The 14,105-nt window shown below is 70.6% G+C and carries 11 protein-coding genes; 5 read left to right on the top strand and 6 right to left on the bottom strand.

The annotated features are described in order from the left end of the window. Window positions 1–29: 29 nt before the first annotated feature. The 3 genes from DMP23_RS07415 to DMP23_RS07405 form a co-directional block, all read right to left on the bottom strand. Window positions 30–1,742 carry a hydantoinase B/oxoprolinase family protein gene (locus DMP23_RS07415; protein ID WP_337820556.1) on the bottom strand — a complete coding sequence of 571 codons (1,713 nt, stop codon included), beginning with the start codon at window positions 1,740–1,742 and terminating at the stop codon, window positions 30–32. Then, entirely contained in the window at window positions 1,739–3,817 is a 2,079-nt protein-coding gene (locus DMP23_RS07410; RefSeq protein WP_337820555.1) for a hydantoinase/oxoprolinase family protein, read from the bottom strand. Before DMP23_RS07410 ends, DMP23_RS07415 begins: the two co-directional genes overlap by 4 nt. A gap of 893 nt (window positions 3,818–4,710) precedes the next feature. Beyond that, on the bottom strand, window positions 4,711–5,466 hold the full coding sequence (locus DMP23_RS07405) for an alpha/beta fold hydrolase (protein WP_337820554.1): 756 nt from the start codon (window positions 5,464–5,466) through the stop codon (window positions 4,711–4,713). A 67-nt stretch (window positions 5,467–5,533) separates the two neighbouring features. Here DMP23_RS07405 and DMP23_RS07400 point away from each other — a divergent pair, with 67 nt between their 5' ends. Next, complete coding sequence (locus DMP23_RS07400; RefSeq protein WP_043836349.1) at window positions 5,534–5,953, top strand: MarR family winged helix-turn-helix transcriptional regulator; 420 nt, start codon at window positions 5,534–5,536, stop codon at window positions 5,951–5,953. On the opposite strand, the gene DMP23_RS07395 is transcribed toward DMP23_RS07400, so the two are convergent. After that, window positions 5,896–6,894: a helix-turn-helix transcriptional regulator gene (locus DMP23_RS07395; protein WP_337820553.1), complete on the bottom strand. Its 999-nt coding sequence runs from the start codon at window positions 6,892–6,894 to the stop codon at window positions 5,896–5,898. The genes DMP23_RS07400 and DMP23_RS07395 overlap by 58 nt on opposite strands. Window positions 6,895–6,978: 84 nt before the next feature. Between DMP23_RS07395 and DMP23_RS07390 the strand changes: the two genes are divergently transcribed. Further along, window positions 6,979–7,377, top strand: coding sequence for a VOC family protein (locus DMP23_RS07390; protein WP_134664835.1), 399 nt, complete (start codon window positions 6,979–6,981; stop codon window positions 7,375–7,377). A 48-nt stretch (window positions 7,378–7,425) separates the two neighbouring features. Next, complete coding sequence (locus tag DMP23_RS07385; protein WP_337820552.1) at window positions 7,426–7,947, top strand: phosphoribosyltransferase family protein; 522 nt, start codon at window positions 7,426–7,428, stop codon at window positions 7,945–7,947. Here the strand turns inward: DMP23_RS07385 and DMP23_RS07380 are convergent, their stop codons facing one another. Both DMP23_RS07380 and DMP23_RS07375 read right to left on the bottom strand, forming a co-directional pair. Further along, window positions 7,948–9,642 (bottom strand): bifunctional diguanylate cyclase/phosphodiesterase, encoded by a 1,695-nt coding sequence (locus DMP23_RS07380; RefSeq protein ID WP_337820551.1) that lies wholly within the window; start codon window positions 9,640–9,642, stop codon window positions 7,948–7,950. Window positions 9,643–9,863: 221 nt separating this feature from the next. Beyond that, the gene (locus DMP23_RS07375; RefSeq protein WP_037817890.1) at window positions 9,864–10,772 is read right to left on the bottom strand and encodes an SAM-dependent methyltransferase; all 909 of its coding nucleotides are present in this window, start codon (window positions 10,770–10,772) and stop codon (window positions 9,864–9,866) included. A gap of 107 nt (window positions 10,773–10,879) precedes the next feature. On the opposite strand from DMP23_RS07375, the gene DMP23_RS07370 reads away from it, so the two are divergent. After that, window positions 10,880–12,490 (top strand): thiamine pyrophosphate-binding protein, encoded by a 1,611-nt coding sequence (locus DMP23_RS07370; protein WP_337820550.1) that lies wholly within the window; start codon window positions 10,880–10,882, stop codon window positions 12,488–12,490. A gap of 124 nt (window positions 12,491–12,614) precedes the next feature. Further along, on the top strand, window positions 12,615–14,063 hold the full coding sequence (locus DMP23_RS07365) for an aldehyde dehydrogenase family protein (RefSeq protein ID WP_337820549.1): 1,449 nt from the start codon (window positions 12,615–12,617) through the stop codon (window positions 14,061–14,063). Window positions 14,064–14,105: the final 42 nt, after the last annotated feature.

Below are 14,105 nucleotides of genomic sequence, written 5' to 3'. Positions count from 1 at the left end.
ATCTGTCGGGGAATGGGAGTGGTGGTGCGTCAGCGCGCCTTGCCGCGTGCGGCGGCGGTGGCGGCCAGGTCGATCCCCCCGTCGTCGATGACGACGCCGTAGTCCCGTTCGGCTCCCTCGCGGGTGACCTTGCCGTCCAGGACGTCTTCGAGCACCCGTTCCGGCTCACGGCCGAACGGGTGTCCGTGACCGCCCCCGCCTGCGGTCACGTGCCGGTGCCGGGTTCCGGCGGTCATGGCGAAATGCGGTTTGGACTCCAGCACGCGTTCGCCCGGACCGCCTTGGTCGAGGACGTTGAGCGACGGAGTCCCCGGCGCGCCGCCGGACAGCCCGTACGGCAGGAACTTCCGCCGGTCGGACCGGATCTGCACGCTGGCCTCGGGAGCCAGCAGCGTCATGTCGCGGAACGTCGCGAGGCCGCCGCGCCAGCGTCCCGCGCCGCCGCTGTCGGGCAGGTAGCCGTAGCCGTCAATGCGGAGATGGCCGGAGCGTTCGAGTTCCTCGACCGGGGTGTTGGTCAGGTTCGCGCCCAGCGAGCTGATCCCGTCGACGCCGTCGCGGTCGGGCCGGGCGCCCCACGCGCCGGCGAGCGGATCCCACAGCACCATGGATTCGCCGTCCGGGCCGACGAGTCCGATCGCGATGCCGTCCGGACCTCCCTCGCCCGCGGCGGGCACCCGGTCCGGGAACACCGGTGCGAGCGCGCCGAGCACCGCGTCGATGATCCGGAAGCCGACCAGCCCGCGTGCCCCGCGGGCGGCCGGGCGCTGTCCATTGAGGATGGACGCCGGCGGGATGACGAAACTGAACGGCCGGTAGAAGCCGCTGTTCGCCGGGATGTCGGAGGCGAGGACGCCTTGCAGCGCGGCGTAGGCGGCGGAGCGGGTGAACGATTCGGTCGCGTTGAGCGCGGAGCCGACCTGCGGCGAGGAACCGGTGAAGTCGAGTTCGATTCCGGATTCCGACAGGGTCGCTTTGACGCGGATCGGGATCGGCCCGGAGCCGAGTCCGTCGTCGTCGATGTGATCGGTGAACTCGTACGTGCCGGGAACGGCTTCGGCGAGTGCGGCGCGCAGGAGGGTTTCGGAGTAGTCGAGCAGTTCGTCGATCAGCTCGGAGAGCCGTTCGACGCCGTGGCGAGCGGCGAGGGCGCGCAGTCCTTCGGCTCCGGTGTGACAGGCGGCCAGCTGGGATTCCAGGTCCCCGCGCAGGAGTTCCGGTTCGCGGACGTTGCGCAGCAGCACGCGCAGGAAGGTTTCGTTCGTGGTGCCCGCGTCGATCAGCCGCGAGGGTGGGATCTGAATTCCCTCGGCAAAGATATTAGTGGACTGGACTGCCATCGACCCGGCCGCCCAGCCGCCGACGTCGGTGTGGTTGACGACGGTGACCGCGAACCCGAGCAGCGTTTCCCCTCCGAACACCGGGGAAACCGCGAAGATGTCCGGCAGGTGCATGCCGCCGAGCGACGGGTCGTTGAGCAGGTAAAGGTCGCCGGGCGCCACCGAATCGCCGAACTCGGCGAGGATCGCTTCCATCGCGTCCGGAATGGACCCGAGGTGCACCGGAAGCGTGTTCGCCTGGGCGATCACCCGGCCGCGGGCGTCGCACAGCGCGGCGGAGAAGTCCATGCTGGACGCGACGAGCTGCGAATGCGCGGTGCGCAGGACGGTGATCGCCATTTCGTCGGCGATCCCGGTGACGGCGTTGCGGAAGACCTCGAACGTCACGGCGTCGCGGATCATGCGGCACTCCAGGTGATCACGATGTTGTTGAACCGGTCGCGGTGCGCCTGCGCACCGGGCGGGACGAGGGTGGTGGCGTCCATGTCCTCGATGATCATCGGACCGGGCGCCGGGGTGGCACCGAGCGCGGCGCGGGTGATGACAGGAGCGGAAACTGTTTCGGCGAAACGACATTCCCGGGTCGATGGTGCCGCGCTCTCGGACTCCGGGAGAGCCAGTATGTCCGAAATGGACACCGGAGTGGGCTGCCTTCCGCGCACCCGGAGGTTCACCGGCTCGACCAGGTCGTCGGTACCCGCTCGGCCGTAGGTGCGCTTGTGTTCGGCGTGGAACCGGGCGCGGGTCTCGGCGAGCAGGTCCTCGGTGAGCTCGCCGTCGGGAACACGGATCCGCAGTTCGAAGCGCTGTCCGCGGTAGCGCATGTCCAGCAGGCGGTCCACGATCGCGTCCTCGCCGAGTTCCTCGCGGACCTTTTCGGACAGTCGCGCGAATTCCTCGGCGAGCGCTGGTATCTCAGCGAATTCGGCGCGGTACGGGGAGAGCTCGTGTCGTTCGGTGTCGGCGACGAGCAGGCCGAGGCTGCTGAAGAGTCCGGGGTGCACCGGCACGAGCACGGTGTCGATGCCCAGTTCGCGGGCCAGCGCGGCGGCGTAGAGCGGGCCGGCGCCGCCGAACGCCACCATCGTGGCTTCGCGCGGATCCCTGCCGCGTTCGCTGGTGACCGCTTTGACCGCGGTTGTCATACTAGAGACGGCTACCTGATATGCCCCGCGTGCGGCCCCTGGGATGTCTTCGCCGAGCTGTTCGGCCACTGTGGACAGTGCTTTTTCGGCGAGGTCCGGATGGATCGCGACGCGCCCGCCTGCCAGGGACTGCGGGCTGAGATATCCGAGCGTGACGTTGGCATCCGTCAGGGTCGGCAGTTCGCCGCCCTGGCCATAGCAGGCCGGCCCCGGCCGGGACCCGGCGCTCGCCGGTCCGACGTGGAGCGCGCCTGCGGAGTCGACGGAGATGATGCTGCCGCCGCCGGACCCGACCTCGGCGATGTCGATCGACGGTGCCCGCACCGGGTAGCCCGCCCCGGAACTGAGCCCGCGCGCCACGTTCATCCCGCCGCCGACCTCGTAGTCCGCCGAGACGAACGGTTCCCCGTGCTCGATCAGCGAGGCCTTCGCCGTGGTGCCGCCCATGTCGAAGGCGACCACTGTGGACAGTCCGATCAGCTGCCCGAGCTTTTGCACCGCTGTGACCCCGGCGGCCGGGCCGGACTCGATGATCTGCACCGGCCGTCGCACGACCGAAGCGGCATCGAGCAGGCCCCCGCTGGACTGCATGACCAGCAGCGGCGCACGGACGTTCTCGGCGCGCAGTCCCGCTTCAAGCCGGGTGAGGTAACCGTGCACCGCCGGGCCGACGTAAGCGTTGACGGCCGCGGTGCTGGTGCGTTCGAATTCGTGCGGCTGCGGGGAAACGTCGACTGATGCGGTGACGTAGACCTCGGGCAGCTCGGTGCGCAGCAACTCGGCGACCCGCCGTTCCTCGTCCGGCCGGACGTAGGAATTGAGCAGGCACACCGCGACCGCTTCGATGCCGTCCGCGCGCAATCGCCCGGCCAGCGCACGGACCTCGTCCGCGTCGGCCGAGGGGGAGAGCTGCCCGTCGGCGGTGATGCGCTGGTCGAGTTCGTAGCGATTCCTCCGGCGCGCCAACGGTTCCGGCTTCGACCAGGACAGGTCGTAGAGCGACGGACGCCGCAGCCGCCCGATCTCCAGCACGTCGCGGAAGCCGCGGGTGGTGACCACCGCGGTCCGGACTCCGCTCATCGACAGGATCGCGTTGGTGGCCACCGTGGTGCCGTGCAGCATCGCGACGACTGACTCCGCCTCCGTCCCGGCGGCCGACAGCACCGCGGTCGTCGCCGTCACCACGCCCTCGCCGTACTCGGGCGGGGTCGACGGCACCTTCATCGGGACGACCTCGCCTGCCGGGCCCAGCGCGATGACGTCGGTGAACGTGCCGCCGATGTCGGCGCCGACCCGCCAGCCGGCCGGTTGAGGATCGTGACTGCGAGGCACTGCGATCTCCTTCGTTCAGCGAGCGACTGGGATCACAGTAAGTGTGCGTTGAGATATCAGCAAGGAGCAGTTGCCATTTTTTAATTCAGAACTGGTAGTAACAGGAAGCGGTGAGGCGGGGGTTTGCGGTGCGGTTCAGTGCGTGGACCTGCGGGTTCGGCAGGGCTGGATGGTGCGGGAGAGCTGATGTCCGGGTTTCGGCCGCGGCAGGCGCCCGACGCGAGGTGCGGCGCGGCTGGGATGCGAGGGGGTGCTGCGGGGATGCGGTGAGGAGGCGAGGTGGGGTGCGACGAGATCGCGATGTGGCGTGCGGCGAGGAGGCGCGGTGGGGCGCGACAGGGATGCGAGGCGGGGCGGACGGGGGCGCGAGATGCGGCTCGGCGGAGAGGTGAGGTGGGGGCCGGCGGGTTGCGAGATCGGGCGCGGCGGGGTGGGAGGTGTGGCTCGGCGGGGACGCGAGGCGGCGTGCGGCGCGGAGGCGAGGTGGGGTCGGGCGGGACGTGAGGTGCGGCTCGGCGGAGACGTGAGGTGAGGTCCGGCGGGATGTGAGGGGGGTGCGGCGGGGGTCGCGAGGTGGGGCGCGGCGAGGTCGTCGGGTGCGACTCGGCGGGGGCGCGAGGTGCGGCGCGACAAGGCCGGGTAGCGCGGAGCTGGCGGAAGAATTCGGTCGACAGAGGGCGCGCTCTGCCTGTGCTCCGCGGTGCCGAGCGTACTTCCGCGTGTCCTCGGTCGCGGGGGCTTCCGGAGGGATCGCCGGACGGTACGTGCCAGGCGGTGCTCCACGCCGTTCCGTCCGCGGGGCCGTACTCGTTCGCCAGTCGCGCGGCGGGCATCTGCCGCCGGACGCGGCGCAAGAGTCGGTCGGAGTTCTGATTCCCCGCGGGTTGTCGTGGTTATGCGTCAAGGGCGAGCAGCGCGCCGAGCAGTTCCTCCGGCGTTTCGACCTGCGGCAAATGCCCGGTACGAGGAAGCACAGTAAAGGTCGCACCCGGGATCGCCGCGGCGTAGGCCTCGCCGTACCCAGGATCGGCGATGCGGTCGCTTTCGCCCCACAGGACGTGGACGGGGATGTCCGCTTTGCCCAGTCGCTCGGTCAGTGTCGGGTCGGTCATCGCCGGGCCGGTGTAGCTCACCAGTGCCAGGACGTCTGGGCTCGGGCCGGTGCTCCCGGCGGGCGGCACCGGGGCCTTTGACGGGTCGTGGAACGAGAACTGCTGGATTTCGGCGACGGTCTTGCCGCGGACGTCGGCCAGTGGGTGTCCGGCGGCTTCGATGCCGATGCCGTCCACGATCACTGCGCGGCTGACGCGCGGGCTGTGCAGCAGGGCGATTTCCGCGGCCAGCCAGCCGCCGAAGGAGTTGCCGATCACGGTCACGTTCGAGGCGTCTAGGTGGTCTAGCAGGGCGACGTACGCCTTGGCCAGTGCGGTGACGTCGGTGAGTTCAGCCGCTTTCGGGGTTCCGTTGAAACCGGGGTGGGTGGGGAGCAGGACTCGCGAGCGGGTGCGTTCGGCCAGCAGGTCGGCGAAGCCGGTCATCGTCGCGACGCCGCCTCCGCCGTGTAGCAGCAGGAACGTCCGGGTGCGGTCGTGGACGGTGAGCTCGACCGGTCCGGCCGAGGGGATCTGGAGCGTCTCCGAGGAAGTCATATCAGGAACCTTATATAAGGAAGCTTAGATAAGCAACCTGTTTCGCAACGGGGTAGGCTCCCCGGCCATGAGGTACCGCCACGCCGACGTCGCACTGGCCGTCAAGCGCCTGCAGCATCGCCATCACCGCGCGCTGAGCCAGGCGTTGCAGCCGCTCGGGCTGTCGCTCGTGCAGTGGGACACCTTGCGGCACTTGGCGAATCACCCGGAGGCGTCGCTGCACGACCTTGCCGTGCTGACCTTTCAGACCGACCAGTCCTTCGGCACGCTGGCCGCGCGGATGGTCGAGCGCGGCCTGATCGAGCGGGTGCCGGGGCCGGGTCGCGCGGTGCGGCATCGGCTTACGGAGAAGGGCGCGGAGCTGCGGGCGGCGGGGCAGGAACTGGCGGACGTTGTGGTGAAGAAATCGTTCAGCCGGCTATCGGCGGCTCAGCTCAACGAGTTGGGTGCACTGCTGGATGTCGCGCTGGAGGAGGATCCGGCGTAACCGGTCAGCCGGTCGGCGAGGGCGCGCATCTGGTCGCGGAGTGCGTCCGGCCGCTCGATGACGAACGGCCGGTCGAGTGCGGCGAGGCGCGGCGGGATCCAGTCGAGGCGTTCGGCCCGGATGCGCGCGCGGACCCACGGGTCGTCGGCTTCCAGAATGGCGATGGACGGCGGGAACATCGCGCGGATTTCTTCCGCGGTCGCGCGGATCCGCACTGCTACGTCGTGCTGGTGCGGCGCTTCGGCGATGCCGGTGAGCACTTGGTGGGCGGGGTCGAAATCCGTTGGGGTGCTGAAGGTTCCGTCCTGCGGTTCGGCCCGCTCGATGCGGTCGACGCGGAACGTGCGCACCTGTCCGGCACTTGAGTCGAAGCCGGTGAGATACCAACGGCCGGAATGTGCCACGACACCGTACGGCTCGACGACGCGTTCGCTGCTTCGGCCGTGCGCCGCGGTGTAGGCGAGTTTGACCGGACGCTGGTCGCGCGCTGCCTCGGCGACTGCGAGGAGTACCTCTGCCTCGGCGGTGAGGGCGGCGCGGGCGGGCGTGGTGAAGTCGGCGACCTCCAGCAAGGCGTCGAGTCGGCGGCCGAGCGCCTCGGGCAGCACCCGGCGGACCTTCGCGACCGCGCTTTCCGCCGCCGCGACCGACGTGGTGACCAGCCCGGCGCGCCGTCCCGCGACGAGTCCGAGCAGCACCGCGAGCGCCTCCTCGTCGGTGAGCATCAGCGGCGGCATCCGGTAACCGGGGGCGAGCCGGTACCCGCCGTAGCGGCCGCGCACGGAGCGGACCGGGATGTCCAGGTCGAGCAGGTGCTCGACGTACCGGCGGACGGTGCGTTCGTCCACGTCCAGCCGCCCGGCGAGTTCGGCGACGGTCCGGGTGCCGCCGCCCTGGAGGATTTCCAGCAGCGCCAGCACGCGGGCGATCGGCCGGGTCATGCGGAGAATTCTCGCAATACCGGGCGGATCCTGTCCACTATTGCTTCTAGCGTGGCCACTGAGCAACCAGAAAGGAATGTGGCCGTGCAGTTGACTTCTGTCCGCATCATCACCGGTGACGTCGACCGTTTGACGTCCTTCTACGAGCAGGTGACCGGTCTCGTGGCAAGCCGTCCGGCGAAGCAGTTCGCCGAGTTCGTCGGCGCGACGGCGACGCTGGCGATCGGAGCCGCCGAGACGATGGCGCTGTTCAGCGCGGGTGCGGCGGTGCCGGAGGAGAACCGGACCGTCATCCTGGAGTTCCAGGTCGAGGACGTCGACCGGGAGTTCGCGCGGCTGCGGCCGCTGCTCGCCGAGGTCGTGCAGGAGCCGACGACGATGCCGTGGGGCAACCGTTCGCTGCTGTTCCGCGACCCGGACGGCAACCTCGTCAACCTGTTCGCGCCGCAGACCGAGGAGGCCCGCGCCCGGCTCGCCAGGTGACGGGAAATCGGCTCGCCTGACCGCCCGGCGACCGGCCAGGATCACCGCATGACACGTGCGCTTCTGCTGGACCGCTTCCGCTGGGTCGACGGACATGCCGACCTCTGGCCGGTTTTCCGGGACGGCGCGGCGTTCGCCGAGGTGGTCAAGGCGCTGGCCGAGCCATTCCGGGACGCGGGGGTGACCGCGGTGTGCGGGATCGAATCGCGCGGCTTCCTGCTCGGCGGGGCCGTCGCGCTGGAACTGGGCGTCGGGTTCGCCGCGGTCCGGAAGGCAGCCGGGCTGTTTCCCGGCGAGAAGCTGACCCGCGAAACGGACCCGGACTACCGGGGCTTCCGGCATGTCCTGCGGATGCAGCGGTCGGCGCTGTCGCCGGGCGATCGGCTGGTGCTGGTGGACGACTGGATCGAGACGGGCAGCCAGGCTTCGGCGGTGCGCGACCTGGTGCGCGAGGCGGGCGCGGAGCTGGTCGGCTGCGCGGTGCTGGTCGACCAGCTCGACCCGGCGCTGCGTTCGCGCTTCGGGCGGGTGCATTCGTTGCTGGCCAAGGACGAACTGCCGGACGAGTGACTACCGCTGGGGCAGTAGTTCCGGCGGCAGGCCGTTCGTTTCCTTGCTGCCGCGGAGGATCTGCGCCCGTCCGGCGCCGGGCCAGCTGTTGACCCAGCTCGAGCCGAGGATTTCCTTGGCCTGCTTCTTCAACGGTGCCAGCAACCGCGCGCTTTCGCGGTACGTACCCGTTGAGGAGCCGGTCTGGACGAGGCTCGCGAGGGAGAGCGTGACCGGCACCCCGTCGGCGGACCAGTCGTGGCCGAGGACGGCGTCGGCGAGGGCCGTGATGTCCTCGATGCCGCACACGACCAGGAAATCGTCGCCGCCGACGTGGCCGACGGTGACGTCGCCGAGCCGCCGGGCGTGGTCGGTCAGCGCCCGCCCGATGGCGCGGATGAGGTCGTCGCCCGCGGCGAACCCGGCGGTGTCGTTGAGCCGTTTGAAGTGGTCGATGTCCAGCCAGGCCACGACGAACGGCCGTCCGGCTCCGGCCCGGCGGGCGACGTCCTGGGCGATCGCGTCGCTGCCGGGCAGCCGGGTGAGCGGGTTGAGCGCGACCGCGGCCTCGACCTTCACCGCGGCCATCCGGCGCATCACCTCGTTCGGCCGCACCACGCCCTGGTACCGGCCGGACGCGTCGGTCACGACGAGGTCGTCGCCGCTGTTCTCGGCCCCGCCGTCGGCGATGAGCTCCAGCAGTTCGCGGGTGCCGGTGTCGATCCGGACCAGCCGCGGCGGCCCGGCCAGTTTCGCGGCGGGTTTCCCGGAGTACAGCGCGTGCCCGTACCGGCCGGTCACCGCGAGCAGGAACCGCATCCGGTCGATCGTCCACTGTGGACGCGCTTGCTGGTCGAGCCCGACGATGGCCTTCGGCGCGTGTTCGGCGGACAGGATCGCGTGGACGTCGTCGCACGTCGCGTCGTCCGGCAGGGTTTTGGCCTGGCGGAGGAATTCGGGGATCCGCAGTCCGGCGGCGGGCGACACGGCCGCGGTGCCCGGCTGATCGCCGCGTTCGGCGGCGGGCAGTACGCGTTCGGGGGCGGCGGTGGCGAACAGATTCCCTTGCACCAGCCGGATTCCCGAGCGCCGGGCGAGGTCGAGTTCCGCGTCGTTCTCGATTCCCGTCGCGACGAGCCGCAGGTCGGTTTGCGCGGCGAACTGCACCAGGGCCTCGACGAGCGCGACCGTCGCCGCGTTCGCCGGGAGCCGGCGCAGCGTCGCGCGGTCCAGTTTGATCATCTCGATCGGCGCTTCGGCGAGCAGGTTCATCGGCAGGCCCGCCGCGCCGAGCCGGTCGAAGGCCAGCCGGAAGCCCAGGTCGCGCAGCCGGTGCAGGCCTCGCAGCAGGGTGCCCGGATTCGGGAGGGCGAGCGGGGCGGTGACTTCCAAGACGACGTCGGCGGGTCGGCGGCCGGTGCGTTCGAGGGTCTGGAGCAGCGGGATGAACCGCTCGGCGGGCGCGCCGGCGGCGCTGGCGCTCAGGTTGAGGTGCAGCGACACCCCGGCCGCGTTCGGCGGGACCACCGCGGCCGCGCGGGCGACAAGGTCGAGGTCGGCGTCGATCAGCTGCGCCTGGTCGCCCGCCGCGTCGAGGAGGTCCGGGACCCAGCCCGCGCCCGGATGCCCGACCGCTTCGACTGCGACCGCCGAGCCGCTGTAGAGGCTGTACAGCGGCTCGAAAGCGAAACGAACCTGGTCGGCGGGGGCGAGCACACGCAGATCCTCGCCTGGAACGCACGGATCTCCATGAAACCGTTATCTGCCGGTGACCTTCCCGGGCGGCGGCCGAACTGGAAAACTCTTCGGGATCGACTGCTGTGCTCGGGATTCGTGCGCGCTGGAGGCAAACCCTCGGTATGGCCCGTGATCACCATCACAAATCGGGCTACGAACCACCTGTGACCAGGCGTGATGGCTCGACCACGAGCGATGCGCTAGCCCCGGGTGCCGGTGATGTACCGAAGGTCGCCCATGCGGAGATCGTCGTCCTGCAGCGGAGGCAGACCGTTGGCCGCGAGCAGTTCCCGGACCGTGCTTCCGCGCACCGTCCAGCCGAGCCCGCTCAGGTACGGGGCCGCCTCGTTGCGCTCGCCGAAGTAGCGCAGCCGCGTCATGTCGGTGTCGAAACCCTCGCCGCGCCACTGTTCGGAGATGCGGTCGAGGCGTTCCTTCGTCTTGTCCTCGTCGCCGGGACGCGGGTTGGGCCGGTTTTCGGTGGCGACCCGGCTTCCCGGCGCGCTGAGTTCGGTGATGGTGTCCAGCAAGCGATCCTGCGCTTCGGGCGGCAGGTATCCCAGCAGGCCTTCGGCGCTCCACGCGGTCGGCTGGGCCGGGTCGAACCCGGCGGCGCGCAGGGCAGCGGGCCAGTCGTCGCGCAGGTCGACGGCGACCGGCCGCCGGTCTGCGGTGGGCTCGGCGCCGAGGCGGGCCAGGGTGCGGGCTTTGAACTCGACCACCGGTTCCTGGTCGAGTTCGTACACCACGGTTCCGTCGGGCCAGGGCAGCCGGTAGGAACGGGAGTCCAAACCGGACGCCAGGATCACCGCCTGCGCGATGCCCGCGGCGGACGCGTCGAGGAAGAACTCGTCGTAGAACTTGCCGCGGATCTTGGCCGCGTCGATCCAGATCTGCCCGACCAGCGCGCCCGACTCCGCCTCGCCGGACGCCAGTTTGGCCAGCAGGTCGACGCCGACCGCCTGCACGAGCGGTTCGGCGAAGCGGTCCGAGAACAGCGTGCTGTCCTCGCGGGTCGCGATCGCCCGCGCCGCCGCGGCCATCGTCGCGGTCGCGCCGACGCTGGACGCCAGGTCCCAGGTGTCTCCGTCGTGCCGGGAAGAAGTCATCGGCCGCAACCTACTCCGATCCCCGACACCGTGTCGCACAGTCCGCCGGGTTTCTTCCGTCGCCGCGTCGGAGCGCCCGGGCCGGCGTGCTGCGTAACGTGCCGGGCATGACGGCTGCGGCGCGGTTGCTGGAAACCTTGGCGCAGTGGGGAGTCGAGCACGTCTTCTGCTGCCCCGGCACCAGTGAGATACCAGTGCTCGACGCTCTTGCCGCCCGCCGCGGCGGACCCGAGTTCGTGCTGACCACCCACGAGGCGATCTCGGTGTCCATGGCCGATGGCTACGCGCGCGCCTCCGGCCGGATCGGCGTCGCCTACCTGCACACGAACGTCGGGGTCGCGAATGGCTTGGCGCATCTGTACGCGGCGCAGGTCGCGCGCAGCAGCGTCGCGATTCTCGCGGGGATCAAGGGAACGGCGACGCTCCCGCACCGCGCGTTGACGACTTCGCCGCGGTTGCTCGAAACGGCCGCGCCGTACGTGGGTCATGCCTGGCAGAACCTCCGCGCCGAGGACCTGCTTGAAGATGTCAGCCGGACGCTGTGGCATACCACGGTCATTCCGGAACAACCGGCGATTCTCACCATCCCGCAAGACCATTTGGCCGCTGAACCCGGTGTCGCGCCTCCAGTCCGCCGGGGTGCGCGGCAGGGCCCGGCCGCGGAGGCGGTCCGGCACGCGAGCGCGTTGCTCGACGCGGCGCGACGACCGGTGATCGTCGCGGGATCGGACGTCGCGCGGCGCAGGGCCGAGACGGACTTGGCGCGGTTGGCGGAGCGGCTCGGCGCGCCGGTGTTCGTGGAGTCCCGGCGCGACCTCGAGCGATGGTCCTTCCGCACGGATCATCCGCTGTACGCCGGATTGTTCGAGCCTCGCGCGCCGATGCTGGCGGAAGCGGACCTGCTGGTGCTGGCGGGCATGCCGACCCCGCTGGAGTTCTCGGCCGGGGTCGCGGCGCTGCCGTCCGGCGTCCCGATCCTGCATCTCTCCGAGGACGCTGCCGAGCCCGGCCGTCGGTATGTCCCAGCCGGGGCGGTGGTCGGCGATACCGCGGCCGCGTTGCGCGGATTGGCCGACGGAGTCCGCGCGCCTTCCCGGAACGAATGGCCTGCCCGGGTGCTCCAAGACAGCGAAAACCGGCGCGCTCGCTGGGCAGCGGAAGTGCCGTTGGACGGGGAATTCAGCGCTGCGGTGGCGATGCGCACCCTCGCCGACGTTATCGGCGGGGAACGTCTGCTGGTCCTCGACGCGGTCACCTCGACGCTCCCGTTGCTGCGGTTTCTGCAGCGCACGCGGGCGGATTCGCTGTTCGCCACCGCGAGCGGTTCGCTCGGCTGGGGAATGGGTGCCGCGGCAGGCGTGGCGATGGCGCGGCGCGAGCGCGTGCTCGCGGTGGTCGGCGACGGCGTGGTCCAGTTCGGCGTGCCCGCGTTCTGGACCGTGGCACGCTACCGGCTGCCGGTGACATATCTCGTGGTGAACAACGGAAAGTACCAAGCCGTGGTCGCCGGGATGCGGAACAGCGGAGGTGAGCGAGAGGAGTACCCGCTCACCGACATCAGCGGGGTGGAGATCGCTGCGCTGGCGACGGCGTTCGGCATCAAAGCGACGACGGTCGACGGAGCCGCCGGGTTGCGCGCCGCGCTCGCCGAGGACCCGGGGCCGGAGGCCGGACCCCGGTTGATCGAGGTCCGCGTGAACGACCAGCTGTGGCAGTAGTTTCCGACACCGTGTCCAGTCGCGCGCGCGGGATTTGCGTCGCCGAGGCGATGAAGCGAGGGCTCGCGCCGACCTAGCATCGCGGCGATCTCCGCACCCGCACCAGGATTGGCAGGCGACGCACATGGCCCGGTGGGATCTCAGCGAGGCAGACGGGCATATCTACTCCGGCGGCTGGCGTACCGGAGGCGGCGGCACGCAACCGGTGGTCTCGCCGGGCGACGGCGGGAAGGTGGGTCTGGCCGGCATCGCCGACCAGCACGACGTCGAGCGGGCCGGCGCACGTGCCGCGCAAGCGCAGGCCGAGTGGAGCCGCGCGTCGTACCGCGAGCGGGCCGACGTCCTCACCCGGGCCGCGGACGCGTTGCGCGACCTCCGCACCGACGTCGAGGACGTGCTCGTGCGCGAAAGCGGCTCGCTGCCCGCGAAGGCGAAGCACGAGGTCGACAAAGCGATCGACGAGCTGATCGCCGCGGCCGGGCTGGTCACGATGTCGCAGGGCGATCTTCTCCCGGTGGAGGACCCGGCGACGCTGGGGCTGGCCCGGCGGATCCCGGTCGGCGTCGTCGGGGTGATCGCGCCCTGGAACGCGCCGTTGATGCTCGCCATGCGCTCGGTCGCGCCGGCGATCGCGCTGGGCAATGCGGTGCTGGTCAAGCCGGACGTGAAGACCGCGTTCTCCGGCGGCGCGGTGCTCGCGCGCATCTTCGAACAAGCCGGTCTGCCAGACGGCGTGCTGCACGTCCTGCCCGGCGGCGCGGCGACCGGCGAGGCTGTGGTGCGTTCGCCGCACACGAACGCGATCTCGTTCACCGGATCGTCCGCCGCCGGCCGCCGGGTCGGCGAGATCGCGGGCGGTCTGCTGAAACGGGTGGTGCTCGAACTCGGCGGCAACAACGCGTTCATTGTGCTGGCGGACGCGGATCTCGACCGCGCGGCGGCCGGTGGTGCCGGCGGAACTTTCCGGCATCAAGGCCAGATCTGCATGGCGACCGGACGGCATCTCGTCCACGAAAGCATCGCCGACGAATACGTCGCGCGACTCAGAGCGGCGGCGGAGAAACTGCGGCTCGGCGACCCGAAGACGCCGGGGACGACGCTTGGCCCGCTGATCACGACCGCGCAGGCCGAGCGGGTGCACAGCATCGTCGAGGCCGCGGTCGCCGACGGCGCGCAGGTCGTGCACGGGGCCACGCACGACGGCGCGTTCTACCAGCCGACCGTGCTCGACGGCGTGACAGTTGACAATGCAGCTTTCCGAAGTGAGATCTTTGGCCCAGTGGCACCGGTAACCCGCTTCTCTTCCGAGGAGGAAGCGCTCGAACTGGCCAACGCCACCGAATACGGCCTGTCCGCGGCGATCCACAGCCGCGACGTCGCGCGCGCCCTCGGTTTCGCCTCTCGCTTGCGCGCCGGGATGGTCGCCCTCAACGGCCAGACCATCTACGACGCCGCGCACATCCCGATGGGCGGCCTCGGCGCGTCCGGCAACGGCGGACGGCACGGCGGGCATTGGAATCTGGACGAGTTCACCTACTGGCAATGGGTGACGGTTCCGACGATCCAGTCTTGAGCGGTTCCGACACCGCGTCGGACTTTCCTACACGGTGTCGGA

Source organism: Amycolatopsis sp. A1MSW2902, from assembly GCF_017312175.1.
Lineage (GTDB): Bacteria > Actinomycetota > Actinomycetes > Mycobacteriales > Pseudonocardiaceae > Amycolatopsis > Amycolatopsis nivea.
Note: the sequence above shows the minus strand (reverse complement) of the source record. Positions and strands in the feature narration are given on the sequence as shown.